We start from the raw sequence: 18,036 nt of genomic DNA on the forward strand, positions 1-18,036 counted from the left end.
CGCGTACGCTTGGGCAAGCGTGTCGGACGAGTTCGGACCGGAGTTCTTCGATTATCGGTCAACCATGCGGCCGGTGTCCACCGGCCTCGCACGGATCAGTTGCCTTCGGACAGGTCGTCCTCGCCGAGGGTCTCCTCGAGCAGGCCGTCGTTGATCTCGCGGAACGCGATGGACAGCGGCTTCTCGTTGTTCTGGTATTCGACGAGCGGACCGACGTTCTGCAGCAGGCCCTCGTTGAGCTGGGTGAAGTAGGAGTTGATCTGACGGGCGCGCTTGGCGGCGAAGATCGCCAGAGCATACTTGGAATCGGCGTGCTCCATGAGCTCGTCGATCGACGGGCTGGCCAGACCGTCCGGGGTGGGCTTGGTGCCGAACTCCTCCTCGACGGCCTTCGGCTCGGTGTCCTTCGCCTCGGTGTCATTTGCCATAACGGTGCATCTCCCAACATGCGGAAAAACTATCTCAACCGCAACAAGTATAGTCCCGCCCGGGGACTCCCCTGAAGACCCGGGAATCGGCGTATCATCGACGATGAATCGCCCTCGCCGGCCGGCGCGTCGGCCAAGGGTGACCGCGGCCATGCTGCGCGCTTCCTTAGTTGGCGCGCGATGCATAACGAACAATCAGCGCTCCGGCCAGTACGGGGCGACTTCCCTGTCGAAGGCGTCGGAGACCTTCGCGGCGACCTCGGCGAACGGGGTGTCCCAGACGGCCTGGTTGAAGATCTCGCATTCGATGTCGCCGCGCCATCCGGTGGCGGCGACGGCTTCGGTCAGGCTCTTGAAGTCGATGACGCCCTCGCCCATGTAGTGGCGGGAGAGCAGCACGTCCTTCTCGAACGGGGTGCGGTAGTCGCACACCTGGTACGTGGCGATGCGGCCCTCGCGTCCGGCGCGGGCGATGGAGTCGAGCACCTGCGGATCCCAGAAGATGTGGAACGTGTCGACGGTCACGCCGACGGCCTTCGGGTCGAAGGGCGCGGCAAGGTCGAGCGCCTGACCGAGCGTGGAGACGCACGCACGATCGGTGCAGTACATCGGGTGGAGAGGCTCGATGGCGAGCGTGACGCCGGCGTCGAGCGCATCCTTCTCCAGCTCGTAGAGCGCGTCGGCGACGCGTTCGCGGGCGCCGATCAGGTCCTTGGAACCTTCCGGCAGGCCGCCGACGACGAGGACGAGGACCTTGCAGCCGAAGGCCGCGGTCTCCTCGATGAGCTTGCGGTTGTCGTCGATGGAGGCGCGGCGTGCGGGGCCCTCCGGCATCGTGAAGAAGCCGCCACGGCACATGGTCGAGACCCTCAGGCCCGAGTCGGCGACCATCCTGACGGCCGTGTCGAGGCCGACCGCCTCGACCGGTTCGCGCCACAGGCCGACGCTGCGGTATCCGGCGGCGGTGAGCGTGTCAAGGGTCTCTTTGAGGTCGGCGTATTTGATCGTCGCCTGATTCATGGAGAGGATCGGATTGGTCATGATGTTCTTCCTTTCAGACGTTTCAGGCGTTCACTTGATGCCGTTGAGCGCGAGCAGCGCATTCCAGCGTTCGGTGGCGAGGTCAGGGTTCTCGAAGGCGCCGCACGCGTTGGCGAGTTCGACCACGTGGGAGAGGTTCGGCAGGCTGCGCGCGGACTGCAGGCCACCGACCATCTGGAAGGCGCTCTGGTGGCCGTTGAGCCAGCTCATGAATGCGACGGAGGTCTTGTAGAACTCGGTGGGATGGACGAACACCTGCTGCGCAAGCGCCTGGGTGGGTTCGAGGATGCGCAGGTATTCGGCCTCATCGCCCCTGTCGAGCGCCTGGATGGCGGCGGAGGCGTGCGGGGCGAGCACGGAGAACGCGCCGAGCAGCGCGTTGGAATGCATGACGGCACGTCCACCGTGCTTCGGATCGTCCTGTTCGGCGTCCTTGATGAGGTCGACGTAGTGGAAGTCGTCGCCGGTGAGCATCATCGTGCCTTCGGGCAGCATCGCGCGCATGTAGCGTTCGGAGTCGGCGTCGAGCAGCGACATCTTGACGCCACGCACCTTGCCCGGGTTGTGCTCGATGATGGTCAGGACGGTGCGGGAGGCATCGCGCCAGTCGGGAGAGCCGAAATAGCCGTGCAGCTGGGCGTCGAACACCTCGCCGAGCCAGTGCAGGATGACCGGGCTCTTGGCGGCGCCGATGACCTCGTCGTAGACCTTGATGTAGTCGGCCGGGCTCTTGGCGGTGCGGCACAGGTGGCGCGAGCACATGATGACCGGGCCGTCGCCGGCGGATTCGCACACGTCGAGCTGTTCGAGATACGCGTCGACGATCTGGGCGAGCGTGTAGTCGCCGCCCTGCTTCAACTGGTCGGTGTTGACGCCGACGGACACGAGGTCGGCGACGGAACGCCCCCAGCCCTCCTTGGCCGCGTACTCCCTGGCGGCGGCACCGGAGCGGCGCATGAGTTCGGCGGTGGCGGCCCAGTCCATACCGAGGTTGCGCTGGGCGGTGTCCATGCAGTCGGCGACGCCGAGCCCCCACGACCACACCATGCGACGGAATCCGATGGTCGACTTCCAGTCGACCTCGGCGGGCCGTCCGGGCGTGTTGTCGGCCCACGCCAGCGGCACGACGTGCGCGGCCGCGTAGGCGATGCGGGATCTGAGCGGCCGCGTGGGCTTTGCGAACGCCGGGGCCGGATTCGCCTCGACCCTGCTGGTCTCGCCGGACTTGTCGATCAGTGTGAATGTTGCCATGTGTAGGTCCTTTCGTGAAGGCTCTTTGTCAAAAGACGGGATCGGTACGATCAGTAGCGGCCTTCGGGCACGATCACCTTGGCGCCCTTGGCGGCGGATTCGTAGCCGAGCTCGGCCAGGCGCACGCCGCGGGCTCCGGAGGCGAAGTCGTACGGGTAGTCGGCGCCTTCGGCGAGAGCGCGGATGTACTCCTCCCACTGCGCCTTGAAGCCGTTCTCGTAGGTTTCGTCGGTGCCGATCTCCTGCCAGCCGTCCATGTACTTGTGCGGGTCCGGAACGTCCGGGTTCCAGAACGCCTTCGGAGTGGCGTCGCGCACCTGGATCTCGGCGCCGAACAGGCCGACGACCGCGGAGCCGCGGGTGCCGTCGATCTGGAACTCGAGCAGCTCGTTGCGGTAGACGCGGGTGTTCCAGGAGGAGTTCATCTGCACGGTGATGCCGTTGTCGAGCTCGAAGATCGCGTAGGCGGCGTCCTCGGCGGTGGCCTGATAGGTGTTGCCCTTCTCGTCGACGCGCTCGGGGATCTCGGTCTTCGCCTCGGCGTAGACGGTCTTGATCTTGCCGAACAGGCCTTCGATCACGTAGTTCCAGTGCGGGAACATGTCGGAGATCATGCCGCCGCCGAGCTCCTTCCTGTAGTTCCAGCTGGGGCGCTGGGATTCGCGCCAGTCGCCTTCGAACACCCAGTAGCCGAATTCGCCGTGGACGGAGAGGATGCGTCCGAAGAAGCCGGACTTGATCAGGCGGCGGAGCTTCAACAGACCGGGCAGGAAAAGCTTGTCGTGCACGACGCCGGTCTTGACGCCCTTGGCCTCGGCGAGGCGCACGAGCTCGCAGGCTTCCTCGTAGGTTTCGGCAAGCGGTTTCTCGGTGTAGATGTCCTTGCCGGCGGCGATGGCCTTCTTCAGGGATTCGACGCGCGCGGAGGTGACGAGGAAGTCGCCGTAGAGCGGGTAGTGCGGATCGGCGAGCACCGAGTCGAGGTCGGTGGTGTACTTGAGCCCGCCGTGCTTCTCGGAGGCCTCCTTAAGCTTGGATTCGTGGCGTCCGACGAGGATCGGGTCGAGCTGCACGTGCGATCCGTCGGACAGCTCCACGCCGCCCTGCTCGATGATCGGCAGAATCGAGCGGCATAGGTGCTGACGGTAGCCCATACGGCCGGTGGCGCCGTTGAGGATGACTCCGATGGTCTTGTCTGCCATGTTCTTTCGTGTCCTTTCGCTGATTGCGGCTTTGCAGTCACGTGTCCTTGACTTTGCGTTGTTCTGGCCCTCGTGCCCACCATGTTTGGTAAGCGCTTTCCATTGCTTTGCACTATACACCACCGAATGACGTGGTGCAAATCACACGAACCGTCGCACATATACGAAAAATGGCCGCCTTCCGGCGACCATGTAAACGGTAAACGATTGCTTTCCGACCGACGTCCGTCACTCCCAGGGGACGTATTCGGTTTCGGAGCCGCGCAGGCAGGGACGGCCCTCGACCACCTCGACGCGCGGCTGCGGCGCATCGGTCCCCTCGCGCTTGGCCCTGACCTGCTCGTAGAGCATGCGGAAGGCGCGCTCCCCCATTTCGAGGAAGTTCTGGCTGTAGCTCGTCAGCGCCGGCTGCCATAGGGGAGCGAACCGCTGGTCGTCGAAGCCGACCACGCTCACATCGTCCGGGATCTGCCGTCCCGACTCCTTCAATCCCTTGATCACGGCGATCGCGGTCTCGTCGTTGCCGGCGAACACGGCGGTCACGTCATCGCGCTCGCCGAGTCGGCGTCCGGCCTCGACGGCCTCCTCCAGATCGTCGGGAGAGACGATGATCGGCTCGTGGATCACGGCGCCGCGCTCCTCCAGCGCGTCACGCCAGCCGTTCGTGCGCGTGTTGTCGTTCGGACCCGCCGGGCGTGCCACGTGGAATACGGTCCTGTGCTTCAGGTCGAGCAGGTGCATCGTCATCCATCGCCCGCCCTCGCGTTCGGCGTTGACGACCTGATAGTCGCCGTCACCGAAGCTGCCGCCGACGACCACTAGCGGCAGATCCTTGGGGATGTAGTCGAGCGCCTTGATGCCGGCCTTGTCGTACAGGTAGACCACCGCGCCGGCCGGGCGGACGGACAGGCCCATCCGCACGCGCTGCTCGACCGAATCCATGTCGGATTCGTCGAGCGAGACGATGTTGAGCAGGAAGCGACGCCTGCGTGCCGCCGCCTCGACGCCGTGGTTCGTCTCGGAGGTGGAGAAGGCGGACGGGTTCGCGGCGAACGCGACGACCGTGTCCATCTCCTGATTGGACAGGGCGCGCGCGACGACGCTCGGCTCGTACCCGAGCTGCTTGATGGCCTTGGCGATGCGTTCGCGCTTGTCCTCGGAGACCTTGACGGTGCCGTTGAGATATCGCGAGACGGTCGGCGCGGACACTCCGGCGAGACGTGCGACGTCCTTGATCACCGGACGGGAATGCCCCGTGCTCCTCGCCATTTCTCACCGCTCCTTGTCTGCAACCGCCATCACCAATCCTCCATAAAAATGCACACGTTCGACATGGCGCCGGGAGACTCCGCCGGCATGGTTACCGGACAGCCCCATTACCGTCCGCCGTTGAGCCAGACCTGGTCGTAGGGCATGCCGGTGAGCTTCTCGATCGTGCGACGGGTCTCCTTGTCGACCGCCGACTTGCGGCCGCCGGACTGCAACCGGTTGATCTCGGAGAGCACCATGCCATCGGTCCGCTTGTCGATCCTCAGGTGCGCGGAGATCAGCCAGCACAGGATCATCGACACCCCGAACCAGCCCAGCAGCACCACGCCCACGCCGATCCGCGCCGTCGGCGACTGCACCGACCGGGTCGCATCGAACCCGACCGCACCCAGCACCACGCCCACCAGAATCGTGGCCAACCCCGAGAACAGCTGACGGAACGACGCCTGGATCGCCGAGAACGTCGCCGACCGGTAGCGACGCGTCACCACCTGATCCACATCCGCCATGTACGGGAACACCGCCCACGGCAGATAACCGCACAGGGACTTGAACGCGAAGAACCACAACGAGGCCGCAACCGCCACCACCGTCCACACCGGCCCCGGCACATGCCCCGCCAGCACCCACACCAGCAGCAGCCAGGCCACGCCCGAGAGGCACCCGGCGAAGTTGATCGCGTACATGCGACGCGGGCCCAGCTTCGTCATGCCCATGCCGAACAAGGGCATCAACGGCAGCGACACCGCCGCGCAGCCGAGCAACAGCGAGGCGAACGCGGCCGTGCTCCCCCAGTCGAACACCACGAAGAACACGAACGTCTGGCCGAACACGTCCATCGACACCTGCACCATCAGATAGATCGCCAGATGCTTGCGAAACTCCTTCACGTTGAGGGTCGTCGCGTATTCACGCAGCACCTTGACCGCGCGCCGCATCCAGCCGACGAACCCGATGTGCCCGTCGCGCACCTCGCCACGCGCATAGGCGCCGAAACCGGCCGCCTCCGGCGTCATCTCCCACGTGCGCCGCCAGCACACGAACACCGCCAACGAGAACACCACGGTCGTCGCGATCGTGAAGATCATATACCCGACCGGCCGATCCTCGCCCGTCACGGACAGGACCGCACTGCCGGCCAGCGGGATCAGCGTCGCCGCGCCGGTCGAGACGAACAGGCGCACCGTCGACAGCTTCGTGCGACCGGTGAAATCAGTCGTCATCTCCCCCGGCAGCGGATTGTATGCGGTGGCGAACACCTGCGCCAGCACAACCCAGATCACATACATGCCGGCGTAGGCCGCGATCGGCAGTCCCGGAATCCACAGGAACACGCCGGTGAGCAGCAGCGGCGAGATGAGCATGAGCAGGAACCGGCGGCGTCCGAACCGCCGGCCCACGTCGTAGCGGTACAGGTTGTCGTCGAGCACGCCAAACAACAGGGCCGCCACCGCGCTCACCAGCGCGCTCATGCCGATGACCGACTGCGAGGTGGCGATGTCCATCCCGCAGAACCGCGTCCAGAACAACGACAGATACGTGGCGATGAGCGTCAACTGGCCGCCGCCGTAGAAGTCGCCGATGCCGTAGCCGAGCGCCTGCCGCATCGTGATCGCACGTTTCTGGGACGATGACATCGCCCTATGCAACGCCTCGCTGCCGCTGTCGTCGTTACTACTGCCGCCGCCTTCACCGGCGACGCTCGCGTTAACGTTCATGTTCTCCGTCGTATTCGTTTGCATGAGTTGGATTCCGTACGTCAATCGACCTTGGTCGTAACTACACCGACGGCGCTCACGCCATCCATCCGCACGTCCCTGCAGTTGGCCAGTTCGATGCGCCCACTGCCATCGGGCACTGCGCCAAGACGGATATCACGTAGCGTGACGTCACGCACCCAGTGCTCGGGATCGTCGAATCCGCGGATCAGGATGGCCGTGGTCGGCCTGTCGGAGCCGTTCTCGGTGCGTAGCCTACCGAGCACATCGAGGTGCTCGAACCGGTACCGCTCGAACACGGGCGCGTTTCCGGACCCTTCTCCGTCGTCGTTGTACGAGACGGCGTGGATCGTGATCGCGGCGATGACGCAATCGCGCACCGTCACGTCACGCACGTAACCGCCGCGTTTCGCCGTGCCTTTGATGTGGATGCCGTATCGGCAGGCCGCGAAATCGCAATCCCAGATCCGTATGTCCTCGACGCCTCCGCTCATCTCGCTGCCGATCGCCACGCCGTGGCCGCTGCTGGATGAGCATCCGAAGATGCGCACATGACTTGTAGGTCTTCCGATGGCGTTGCCTTCCGGATTCTTGCCGGATTTGATGGCGACCATGTCGTCGCCCGTATGGAACCGGCAGTCGAACAGCACACAGTCCTCGCTCGAATCCGGATCCCAGCCGTCGCCGTTCCATACACCGACCGATTCGAACGTGCAGCCGCAGGTGACCACCTGCTCGCAGTAGGTCATGTGGATGTTCCAGCTGGAGCTCCGGCCGACGGTGAGACCATCAAGGGTGAAGCCGCGCGTGTTGTTCACGTCGATGAGTCGGGGGCGGACACGACCGGGGATGGTGTTGGCGTTCTCGTATTCGTGGATCGCCTCGCCGAGACGGGCAAGCTCGTCCCGCAGTCGTATGCGTTCGGAGTCGATGACTCGGTGCATGAGCTCCGCTCCCCCGCCGAGAATCGATCCCTTTCCACGGATGGTCACGTCTTCGGTGGTGCATCCGACGGTATGGTCGAGCTCGCCCACGGTGATGAGACTCGCATAGCATTCCATTTCGAGCCCCTCAAAGCGTGCCTTCACGCGAGGTTCGTAGTCGCGCGGATCGGTGCTGCCTTGCAATGTGGCATCTTCGGCGAGGACCAGCTCGCTATGGGATCGCATACGCAATGCCCCAGTGAGGAATACGCCGGCTGGAATGAGTACTGCCTCGTCCTGCCCGCAGTCATCGAGCGCACGCTGGATTGCGTCGGTGTTGAGCGTCCTGCCATCGCCGATCGCGTGATACGGCGCGGCGGTGACGTCGATCATCCTTTTGACGACGGCGGTGCGGAATGTCGCAGCGGCAAGCGCTTCCGGTTCCGTACGAGTCCGCCGTTGCAATGACAGCTTGACCGAGTACTCGGTATCCGGATCCAATCCATCGATCACGGCGAACGTACGGTCGATACCGTCGATGACGTGATCACCGATACGGAGCCGATACCGGTCGGATGCTCCGGCCGTCTCCGGCTTGTCCCAGTAGACGGTGAGCGAGTACGCACGCGGCACCGCCCGGAACAGGAATCCCGTCTTCGTCGTCATTCTTCACCCCAAACCTGTTTCATCGCTTGGAACATCTCCTCGTCGGTCTCGTGGTTCTCCATGTTGAGCACACTGCGTCATGCCGTCATGTCCTTGTCACTGTTTGTTGGCCTGTTGCGTGTTGCGTGCGATCACGGCGCCCATGCCGTTTCGAGGATGAGTACGGCGTAGGGGGCGAGGGTGAGGGGTCCCGCGGCGATGTCCGTGTCGGTGAGCAGGTCGTGTCCGGCGAGCTCTTGCGGCAGGTCGACGCTGACGGTCGCGTACGCGGGGTTGAGGACGAACGTGAACGTCGTGCCGTCGTCGGCGATGCGGCGGGTCACCTCGATGGTGACGGGCGTCCCATCGGCCGGCGCGGCGATGTCGGCGACGGAGTCGACGGGCGTGCCGGTCAGCGGTTCGGCGGTCAGGCCGGCGATGCCGGTGCCGTCCAGGATCCGGTCAACAAACAACGGCATGGCCGTCTCGTCGGGGAACGTGGCGGCGTAGAAGACGCCGCCGTTGCCCGCACTCGGACGGAACGTGAAGGCGGGCGTACCGGCATAGTACTGGGTGCCGTAGGTGGCGAGCACCTGCGTGCCCTCGCCGGCCTCGAGCACGTCGAACAGCACGCGGCCGTTCGGGGTCGCCGCCGTCCCGTCGCCGGCGCCGTCCGCGAACCGCAGCGGCACGACGGTCTTCGCCGGGTCGAGCGCGTCGGTCTCCTCGACCCACACGCCGGCCAGATCGCGCAGCGGCACCGGGATCTCACCCTGGTAGAGGCTGTCGTGCTCGTCGGCCAGGGCGCTCAGCGAGATCAGCAAGAGTCGCCCGCCGCCCTCGACGAAAGCACGCAGACGAGAGACGAGCGAGGCGTCCATCATGTACAGGCAGGGTGCGAGCACCACGTCGTAGCGATCGTACGAATCGTACGGGCCGACGATGTCGACCGGGATGTTGCGGCGGTGCAGTTCGGCGTACCAGCGGCGCACCTCAGCAACGTAGTCCATCGAGATCGTGGGTCCCACGGACAGGCCGATGCCCCAGCGCGACTGCCAGTCGAAGACGAGCGCCACCTTCGCCGGCGCCACTCGGCTGCCGAGAATGCGGCCGGAAACGCGTTTCAGTTCGGCGCCGAGTTCGGCGCATTCGCGGAACGCGCGCGTGCGGTCGGTGCCGTCGGAGCCGATCAGCGCGCCGTGGAACTTCTCGCAGCCGGCACGGTTCTGACGCAGCTGGAAGAACTGGACCGTATCGGCGCCGTGGGCGACGGCCTGCCAGCTCAGCTCGCGCATCTGGCCGGGACGCTTCTGCGTGTTGTACGCCATCCAGTTCTGGCGACTCGGGGTCTGCTCCATGAGCATGAACGGCCTGCCACCGCCCACGCCGCGCATGAGCTCGTGGTTCATGGCCACGTCCGCCGCCGGGGCGTCGGGACGCGGGTAGGAGTCCCAGGAGACGACGTCGACGCTGTCGCGCCAGCGGAAGTAGTCGTAGGTCGGGTAGGTGCCCATCATGTTCGTGGTGACCGGATTGACCGGGTCGAAGCGGCGGATCGCGGCCTTCTCCTCGTTGTACGAGTCGAGCACGCACTCGCCGTAGAAGCGCTGGTAGTCGAGGGAATAGCCGCCGAGAATGGCCTTGCCGCCCCAGCTGGTCATGTCGCCGAGCTCGTTCGGCGGGAAGATCTCGTCGAAGCTGTGGTAGGTATGGGACCAGAACGCCGCGTTCCACGCCTCGTTGACGGCCTCGATGCTGCCGTAGCGCGCCTTGAGCCAGTCGCGGAACCGTTCGGCGCACGTGTCGCACCAGCACATGCCACCGTATTCGTTGCCGACGTGCCACGCGACGAGATTGTCGAGATGCCCATAGCGTTCGGCGAGCTTGCCGGCGAGCGCCGCCGAGTACCTGCGGAAGGTCGGGCTGTTGATGCACGCGTTGTGGCGTTCGCGGTGGCGCATCTTGCGCCCCTTCTCGTCGACGCGGTTGACGTCGAGGTGACGCAGGGCCATCCATGCGGGCAGTGCGCCGGTGGAGGTGGCCATGACGATCGAGAGCCCCGCGTCGGTGACGGTCTCGACGATCCGGTCAAGTCTGGAGAAGTCGTATTCGTCCTCGCTGGGCTGCAGCTGCGCCCAGGAGAACACGTTGAGGGTGACCTCGTTGACGCCGGCTTCACGCAAGAGGCGCATGTCCTCGTGCCAGATCTCCTCCGGCCACTGTTCGGGGTTGTAGTCGCCGCCGTAGAGCATGCCGCCCTGCGAGGCGAGGCGGTCGGCGAAGGTCGGTGTGTCGGCCATGGTGATCGGTGTCCTTTCTCTACCGTCCGTAACGGTCGTCTTCGATGCCGCTGGTTGGATTGATGACGTCACTCGGCGTCGAGCCTGTGACGAAGGATGAAGTACAGCGCCCAGTCCTGGTCGTTGGCCATCGGATCGGCGAAGTGCGTGCGCTCGCCGTTGACGGAGAACGGGAACACGTAGGCGCAGGAGGCGGTGCCGTCCGGGAAGAACAGCTGCAGCAGCGCCTTGCGGGAGGCGTCCGCACGACGGCGGTACGCCGCCGACCGATCGCCGTCGTCCATGAGATCGGCGGCCAGATCGAACAGGTCGCCGGTCAGCCCGCTCCAGTAGTGCGGGAACGTGTCACCGTACTGCTTGCGCTTGCCGAACCAGAAGCCGTCCCAGTGGCGGATCGCGACCTCGTTGAGATGCGCGTCGGGCTGGCATCCGTTGAACTGGTCGAGCACGTGCAGCTGCTCGAATCCGGCGGCGAGCAGCGCCCGATCGCCGGTCAGTGCGGCGGTCTGCAGGATCACGCTCGTGGCCGGGGCGACGATCGACTGCTCGTAGTTGACCTCGTGCTTCGGGTAGTTGAGCCCGAGTCCTGCGAGTTCGCGCGCGTGACGGACGAACAGGTCGCGCATCTCGTCGTGCAGATCAGCCTCCCCGGCTTCGTCGAGCGCGTGTTCGAGCGCGAGGATCGGCAGTTCGATCGGATAGAAGCGGAACGACCCCTGCGCGTAGAACCATGCGAGGATGCGGCAGGCGATCCTGAGATCCTCGACGTCGCCGTCGAGCTTCCACAGCTCCACGAACAGCTCGGCGTACCAAGGCGCGTTGTACAGACGGCGATAGGCGTTGTCCCTCGGGGAGTCGTTGAACACCTCGCCGGTGGCGGTGTCGACCAGTTCGCGTTCGACGAACGAGCGGTAGTCGTGCAGACTGTCGGCCAGCTTCTCCCGCAGCCCGTCGGAATCGCGCTGCGCGGTACCGTCCACGAGGGTTCCGTTGTCCAACGCCCGCAGGGAGGCGACGAGAAGCAGTCCCATGCCGACGCGCTCGCGGCCGGCGTTGTAGTCGTTGACGACCAAGCCGCTGTCGTCGCCCGCATAGTAGTACTGTCTGCCGTCCTCGTTGTCATACGGTAGGTACGCGCCCCTGAGATGCTCGTCCTGCCCGCGGTACTGCTGTCGGTCGGCGATGAAGCGGACGCGTTCGGCGATCAGTCGGTCGATCGGCGTGGAGACGAACACGCGAGTCGTGACCGTGCGCTCGCCGGCCCGGACGGTGAAGCGGTGTTCGCCGACTCGGTCGCGGTAGGTGTCGTGCGTGAACGCGTCCGCGTCGTCGGGCGTGTAGGAGAACAGGTATCCGCCGTCCCCGTCCGGGGAGGCCGGCAGTCCGTTGACGCTGACCGTCTCGCCCGGCTGAAGCGCGAACGACGGGTGGATGCGCAATACGGCCGTCTCGTCGGGGAACATGACGTACGAGTTCCAGCGTGCGTCGATGAACCGGCTGCGGGACGCGGCCTGGCGCAGGAAGTCCTCGCGCGAGGCGCAGGGGAAGATCGTCCATGAGATCGTGCGCGTCTGCCCGGGGGCGAACTCCATCGCCTCGGGATGCAGCACGAAGCATCCGCGGTCGTTGCTGTAGTGGCTGAAGTCGCGACTGACGCTGTAGTCGGCGAGCGCACCCTCGGTCAGGACGAGTCCCAGATGCGGTGCCTTGCCGCTCATGCGCAGGGCGAGGATCCAACTGCAGGTGCCGCCGCAGAAGAGGTGCGCGTTGCAGTGGCGTTCGATCGAGTAGTCGCCGGTCTCATCCCAGTAGCGGTCCTCGAGCGGCAGGGTGATGCCGATGTCGCCGACCGAGGCGCTGATGGTCTTGGCGGTGGCGTTGCCGAGCAGGATGGTGGTGACGATCGTGTCGCCGTCGCGCATCATGTGGACGGTGGACTGGATGCCGGCCGGCGCGCTCACGGCGGCGTACGGGTGGTCGTGGCGCAGCCAGTCCATGCCCTCCGGGTCTGCGGAGAATCGGATCGATACGTCTGCCAACTGGGAGGTCATGGCCTTGGTGTCGGCGTACGCCGGTGTCACCGGTGAGTTGCTGCCGAGTGCGTACATGGTTGTTCCTTTCCCGAGATGATTCCCGAGATGATCCCCGAGATAATCCCGGGTGAGTGTCCTACAGGCGGTTGTCCCATTCGTCGTGCCATTCGAGCAGCGCCTTGCGATCGCCGATCTCGATGGGCAGGGTGACGAGTTGCGAGTTGCCGAGGTCCTTCGGGTTCCAGCGGTCGCCGATGTAGAGGAAGCGGGTGGCGTGCCACTGGTCGGCGCCGTCGAGCGGAACGATGATGTCGCACTGCGAGTCGAACGTGCGCGAGCCCGCCGGGGTGAACGGCTTCCAGTCGCTCCAAGGGCCGTGCAGGTCGGAGGCGGTCGCGTACATGTTGTCGTTGCAGTCCCAGCCGGTCAGCTGCGAGCCGAACCAGTAGTAGACGCCGTCACGCTTGACCATGATCGGCGACTCGTAGCCCGCCCAGTAGTCGGTGCCCTTGAGGCAGGCCACGTCCTCGACGACGCTCAGATAGTCCTCGGACAGGCGGTAGATGTGCGTGCCGTGCGGGCGGTCCTCGGACAGGATGTATCCGGTGCCGTCCTCATCCTGGAACACGCCGATGTCGCGCGATTCGTAGCCGCGGAACTGGAACGTGGAGAGGAATTCAAACGGGCCGGTCGGCGAGTCGGCGATCGCGGTGCCGATGTGCGCGTACGAATAGTTGTTCTCGCCGTCGACGTGCAGGTACATGACGTACCTGCCGTCCGAGGGGCGGCGCAGGACCTTCGGGCGTTCGATGATGCGGGTCGGCCCGAAGATCTCGCCCTCCTGCCCCACCGGCAGGACGGTGCCCTCGTGACGCCACTGAACGAAGTCGGTGGTGGAGTAGCAGGCGACGCCCTGGAAGAGGTTGCCGTCGTTCTTGATCTCGCCGTACGCGTACCAACGCTCGCCGAAGCGCTGCACGCCGATGCCGTGGAGCTGGGCTACGTTGCCTTCCGTGTCGCGGAACAGCTGGACGCCTTTGAGAGTGGCCATGTCGGATTCTCCTTTGATGGTTCTGATGATGTGATGGTGGATTGGTGGATGATGATGGTTGCGGCAGGGACCTTCGGGAAGGTCATCTCCCGCTACTCCTGCATGGTCTTCAACCGCCAGAACTTGCCGCGGGCGGCCATGAGCTCCTCGTACGGCCCCTGCTCGACGATGCGCCCGTGTTCGAGCACGATGATGCGGTCCGCGTTGCGGATGGTGGACAGCCTGTGCGCGACCATGAACGTCGTGCAGTGGCCCATCATCCGCTCGGTGGCGTGCTGCACCTTCTTCTCGGAGACCGAGTCGAGGGCGCTGGTCGCCTCGTCGAACACGATGATGCGCGGGTGGCGGATCAGGGCACGCGCGATCGAGATGCGCTGCTTCTGCCCGCCGGACAGGGTGCCGCCGTGCTCGCCGATCAGCGTGTCGAGCCCGTCGGGCAGCTGGGCGACCACGTCGTCGAGACCGACCTCGTCGATGATCCGCTCGACCTCCGCGTCGTCGACGTGTTCGAGTCCATACGTGATGTTGTCGCGCAGGGTGCCGGAGAACAGGATCGTGTTCTGCGGCACCACGGCAATCTGGCTGCGGTAGGCGTCGAGGTCCATGCGCTTCAGGTCGACGCCGTCGACGAGCACGGCCCCCGACTCCGGTTCGCCGAAGCCGATGAGCAGTTTGATGAGCGTCGACTTGCCGGAGCCCGAGTCGCCGACGAAGGCGATCGACTCCCCCGCCCTGACCTTGAGCGAGAAGTCGTTGAGGACGAGCGGCAGGTCCGGCTTGTAGCGGAAGTCCACATGCCGGTATTCGACGTCGCCGTCGAGCCTGCCCGGTTCGACGCCGTTCTGCTTCGGATTGTGCTCGACGTCGTCCTCCTGGAGCACCTCGCCGATCGAGTTGATCGACTCGACGCCCTTGGTGAGCAGCGGGTACATGTTGATCATGTTGGACACGCCGTTGACGATCTGCGTGAAGTACGTCTGGAACAGGACCACATCGCCCACCGAGATCCGCCCGCGGTAGGCGAGGTATCCGGTGAAGCCCAGGCACAGCAGCTGGAAGATCTGGAAGATCACCCAGCTGGTGGCGCCGAACACGATGTTGATGATGTCGAGCCTGAGGCCCGCGGAGCGGATGAACTCGAGCTTGCGGTCCATCTTGCGGATCTCGACGTTCTCCAGACCGTGGGCGCGGGTGACCGGGATCATCTCGATCATCTCGGCGACGGCCGCCTGCGTGCGCTCCATCTGATTGCGGAAGTCGTGGTTGGACTCGCGGATCGGACGGCGGAAGAACCAGATCGCGAAGATCGCGGTCGGGATCGCCAGCGCGAAGAACACGAGGACCGTCGGGCTGCTCACCGCGGTGACGGTCACGGCGATGATGATGTCGAGGATCACCAGCGGCAGGCTGCGGTAGGTCTGGTCGAGCAGCACCTCCACGTTCTCCACGTCGCGCATGATCTTCGACATGAGCCTGCCGGACTGCGTCTCCGTGTGGAAGCGGATCGACAGCTGCTGGAGCTTGGCGATGAGGCTGCCGCGCAGACGCCGTTCGATGAGCCTGTTCACCTTGCCGAAGTGCCTGATGTACAGGTACGCGGTGCCGATGTTCTGCGCGATGAAGAAGATGCCGATGACGAGGTTGATCACCATCTCCGTGACGGAATGCGACGCCGGATCCGTGGCGCAGTTGATGATGTTGCGGGTCACGATCGGCGTGACCCACATCGGCGACTGCTTGGCGATCAGCGCGATCGTCGAGATGGTCAGATCCCTGCCGCTGCCCTTGAAGAAGTGCAGCAGGATGCGAATCGGATGACCGCTGTTGCGCCGATAGTTCTGGATGTATTCGTCGAACGTGGCCGCTTGAGCTTGTGGAGCCATGTTCCCATACCTTCCCTATGCTCCTAAGCTCTCCCTCCAAGGGAAAAGCCTAGCATCAGCACATTGCGGACAAGCCGCCTCGGATCGACTACGTTGGATGTTCACGGATGCGGAATTGAGGATGCCAGGACCGACGTCCGAACCGGTTGGCAGGAAGGAGAGAGATTGCCTTCCGGTTCGGTCATCGACCCCGGCAAGAGTTATTTCAGCCCTTGACCGCGCCGATCATGACGCCCTTGTTGAAGTACTTCTGGAGGAAGGGGTAGAGGACGAGGAGCGGGAGGGTGGAGACGATGATCACGCCGTACTTGATCTGGTTGGCGAACTCACGCTGCTGGAGGAGGTCCATGCCGCCGGAGCTCTGGCCGGTCATGCCGGTCTGGTTCGCGAGCAGGATGGAGCGCAGCACGTTCTGCAACGGGAGCTTGTCGGAGTCGCGGATGTAGACGAGGCCGGTGAAGAAGTCGTTCCAGTGGCCGACGAAGTAGTACAGCGCGAGCACGGCGATGATGGCCGAGGACAGCGGCAGCACGATCCGCAGGAAGTAGCCCCAGTATCCGAGGCCGTCGATCTGCGAGGCGTCATGCAGGTCCTCCGGGATGGAGGTCTCGAAGAACGAGCGGGCGATGATCACGTTCCACACGGACACGGCGGTCGGCAGGATGAACACGAGCCAGTTGTCCAGCAGGCCGAGCTGCTTGAAAAGCAGGTAGTTCGGGATCAGGCCGCCGGCGAAGAACATCGTGAAGGTGAAGAGGAACAGGATCACGCGGCGCGGCTTGAATTCGCGGCGGGACAGCGCGAATGCCACCGGGATCGTGACGATCATGTTCAGGGCGGTGCCGACCACGGAGTAGATGACCGTGTTGAGGTAGCCGGTCCAGATGCGGCCGTCGGAGAACACCTTCTCGTAGCCGCCGAGGCTGAAGCCGACCGGCCAGAGCGCGACTTGGCCCTGATTGACGGCGGTCTGGTTGGATACGGACGCGATGATCACGAACCACAGCGGGTAGATGACCGCGACGACCACGAGGGCGAGGATGACCCAGATCACGATGTCGGTGATCCAGTCGGAGACGGTCCTCTGCTGACGGACCTTCGGATTCCAGGGGATGTCGTCCGAGCTGGCCTTGGGCGCGAGGGACGGCTGCACGGTTGCACTTGTCATGATGATTGCCTTTCCTTTCGCGGCTTAGAAGATGCTCGTGTCGGACGCCTTCTTCGAGATGATGTTCGCCAACACCAGGAAGAAGAAGTTCACCAACGTATTGAACAGGCCGATTGCTGTCGCGTAACTGAACTGGTTGCCGAGAATACCGATGCGGTAGGTGTACGTCGAGATGACCTCGGATGCGGATAGGTTCATCGAGTTCTGCATGAGGAAGACCTTCTCGAAACCGACGTTGAGCACGTTGCCCATGTTCATGATAAGCAGGATGCCGACGGTGGGCAGAATGGTCGGAATGTCGACGTAGCGGATGAGCTGGAGACGACCGGCGCCGTCGATCTTCGCCGCCTCGTAGAGCGCGAGGTCGACCGACGAGAGCGCCGCCAGATAGATGATGCAGTTCCAGCCCACATGCTGCCAGACCTCGGTGATCCAGTAGAGCGGCGTGAACAGGTCGGCATCGGCCAAGAGGTTCTTGCCCGGGAACAGACGGCCGATCATGCCGGTGTTCGGGGAGAGGAAGATGTTGATCATCGTCACGATGACGACGGTGGAGATGAAGTGCGGCAGGTAGGTGACGGTCTGCACGAAGGACTTGATCTTCGTCGAGCCGATCTGGTTGATGAGCAGGGCGAGGATGATCGGGCAGATGAAGCCCATGACCAAGGTCCACAGGCTGATGCGCAGCGTGTTGCCGAGGATGTTCGAGAACATGCCGGACTTGAAGAACTGGTTGAAGTATTTGAATCCGGCGAACGTGCCGCCCATCAGGCCCTCGCGCGGGTTGAAGTTGTAGAACGCGAGGCGCAGGCCGTACATGGGCACGTAGGCGAACAGTGCGACGAAGCACATGGCGGGCAGGCTCATGAGCCACAGCGCGCCGTAGCGCTTGAAGTGACGCACGATCTTGACGCCGAGCGGCGCCTGCTTGGCGAGTTGGATGTTGTCGACGACGACCGCGCCGTCGCCCGACGGTGCTGCAGCCGTAGTCGCCGCAGTCTTACGAGATGCAGACATGGTGATTGCTTTCCTTGCTGGCTGAAGAATCTGGATGCGAAAGTGTAAGAGAAAGGGCCGGACGGGTTTTGTGTGTGGAGAAAAGTCTCCCGTCCGGCCCCGTACCG

Annotated in this window: 13 protein-coding genes; all 13 read right to left on the reverse strand. The window is 64.4% G+C overall.

What is annotated here, in order from left to right; translation table 11 throughout:
* Positions 1-95: 95 nt before the first annotated feature.
* Positions 96-428, reverse strand: a complete 333-nt coding sequence (gene rpoZ / locus BW11_RS04895; RefSeq protein WP_052119197.1) for a DNA-directed RNA polymerase subunit omega — start codon at positions 426-428, stop codon at positions 96-98.
* Positions 429-623: 195 nt separating this feature from the next.
* The gene (locus tag BW11_RS04900; RefSeq protein ID WP_140444885.1) at positions 624-1,469 is read right to left on the reverse strand and encodes a sugar phosphate isomerase/epimerase; all 846 of its coding nucleotides are present in this window, start codon (positions 1,467-1,469) and stop codon (positions 624-626) included.
* A gap of 30 nt (positions 1,470-1,499) precedes the next feature.
* The gene (locus BW11_RS04905) at positions 1,500-2,720 is read right to left on the reverse strand and encodes a DUF993 family protein (RefSeq protein ID WP_140444886.1); all 1,221 of its coding nucleotides are present in this window, start codon (positions 2,718-2,720) and stop codon (positions 1,500-1,502) included.
* Positions 2,721-2,770: 50 nt separating this feature from the next.
* Positions 2,771-3,922: a Gfo/Idh/MocA family protein gene (locus BW11_RS04910; protein WP_140444887.1), complete on the reverse strand. Its 1,152-nt coding sequence runs from the start codon at positions 3,920-3,922 to the stop codon at positions 2,771-2,773.
* Positions 3,923-4,150: 228 nt separating this feature from the next.
* Positions 4,151-5,191, reverse strand: a complete 1,041-nt coding sequence (locus BW11_RS04915; protein WP_140444888.1) for a LacI family DNA-binding transcriptional regulator — start codon at positions 5,189-5,191, stop codon at positions 4,151-4,153.
* A 107-nt stretch (positions 5,192-5,298) separates the two neighbouring features.
* A complete protein-coding gene (locus BW11_RS04920) occupies positions 5,299-6,909 on the reverse strand; it encodes an MFS transporter (protein ID WP_258184549.1) in 1,611 nt (536 codons plus the stop codon).
* A 41-nt stretch (positions 6,910-6,950) separates the two neighbouring features.
* Positions 6,951-8,498: a glycosyl hydrolase family 28 protein gene (locus tag BW11_RS04925; protein WP_140444889.1), complete on the reverse strand. Its 1,548-nt coding sequence runs from the start codon at positions 8,496-8,498 to the stop codon at positions 6,951-6,953.
* Between the two features lie 131 nt (positions 8,499-8,629).
* Positions 8,630-10,777 carry a beta-galactosidase gene (locus tag BW11_RS04930; protein ID WP_140444890.1) on the reverse strand — a complete coding sequence of 716 codons (2,148 nt, stop codon included), beginning with the start codon at positions 10,775-10,777 and terminating at the stop codon, positions 8,630-8,632.
* 68 nt (positions 10,778-10,845) lie between these two features.
* Positions 10,846-12,885 carry a hypothetical protein gene (locus BW11_RS04935; protein WP_140444891.1) on the reverse strand — a complete coding sequence of 680 codons (2,040 nt, stop codon included), beginning with the start codon at positions 12,883-12,885 and terminating at the stop codon, positions 10,846-10,848.
* 61 nt (positions 12,886-12,946) lie between these two features.
* Entirely contained in the window at positions 12,947-13,861 is a 915-nt protein-coding gene (locus BW11_RS04940) for a family 43 glycosylhydrolase (protein ID WP_140444892.1), read from the reverse strand.
* Between the two features lie 92 nt (positions 13,862-13,953).
* Positions 13,954-15,744, reverse strand: a complete 1,791-nt coding sequence (locus BW11_RS04945; RefSeq protein WP_140444893.1) for an ABC transporter ATP-binding protein — start codon at positions 15,742-15,744, stop codon at positions 13,954-13,956.
* 205 nt (positions 15,745-15,949) lie between these two features.
* A complete protein-coding gene (locus BW11_RS04950) occupies positions 15,950-16,912 on the reverse strand; it encodes a carbohydrate ABC transporter permease (protein WP_140444894.1) in 963 nt (320 codons plus the stop codon).
* A 24-nt stretch (positions 16,913-16,936) separates the two neighbouring features.
* Entirely contained in the window at positions 16,937-17,929 is a 993-nt protein-coding gene (locus tag BW11_RS04955; RefSeq protein ID WP_140444895.1) for a sugar ABC transporter permease, read from the reverse strand.
* Positions 17,930-18,036: the final 107 nt, after the last annotated feature.

The organism is Bifidobacterium sp. UTCIF-38 (assembly GCF_006454495.1).
Taxonomy (GTDB): Bacteria; Actinomycetota; Actinomycetes; order Actinomycetales; family Bifidobacteriaceae; genus Bifidobacterium; species Bifidobacterium callitrichos.